Below are 501 nucleotides of genomic sequence, written 5' to 3' on the forward strand. Positions count from 1 at the left end.
CGCTTTAAAGGGATATAGGTTGCGTCCATATAAATAGCGGCATAACGGTCATGAAGCTCACGTTCCTTAAATGAAGTGACTTCTTCCGTAAATGATTTAGTCATATTGGACATGGTTTGGGGCGTGTAGTGATGCCCATACATTTTCTCAATCAAGTCTGCGATTTCCGACATGGTAATACCTTTTCGGAAGAGGTGAATGACGGTCTCCTCTAACGTGTCATTCGTCCGTCTATAAGCAGGAACAGTCTGTTGCTTGAACTCGCCATTGCGGTCGCGCGGAATCTGGAGATGAAGTTCCCCATACTCGGTCTTGACCGTACGGTCATAGGAGCCGTTACGAGAATTACCCGTGTTAAAACCAATGCGATCGTACTTTTCGTAATCGAGGAAAGCCGTTAACTCCGTTTTGAGAAGCGTATTGACAGCTTTTTCCAAATGGACACGGAATAATTCATTCAAATCGCCTTTTTACTGATAAAACGATAAAATGATAGTGGTT

1 protein-coding gene is annotated in these 501 nt (G+C 43.5%); it reads right to left on the reverse strand.

Features of this window, described 5'->3' with window-relative positions:
• A partial coding sequence (locus tag ACU8YE_RS24475; RefSeq protein ID WP_446929983.1) for a transposase occupies nt 1–461 on the reverse strand: 461 nt, incomplete at its 3' end.
• Nucleotides 462–501: the final 40 nt, after the last annotated feature.

The sequence above is a fragment of the Ralstonia sp. VS2407 genome (assembly GCF_052950655.1).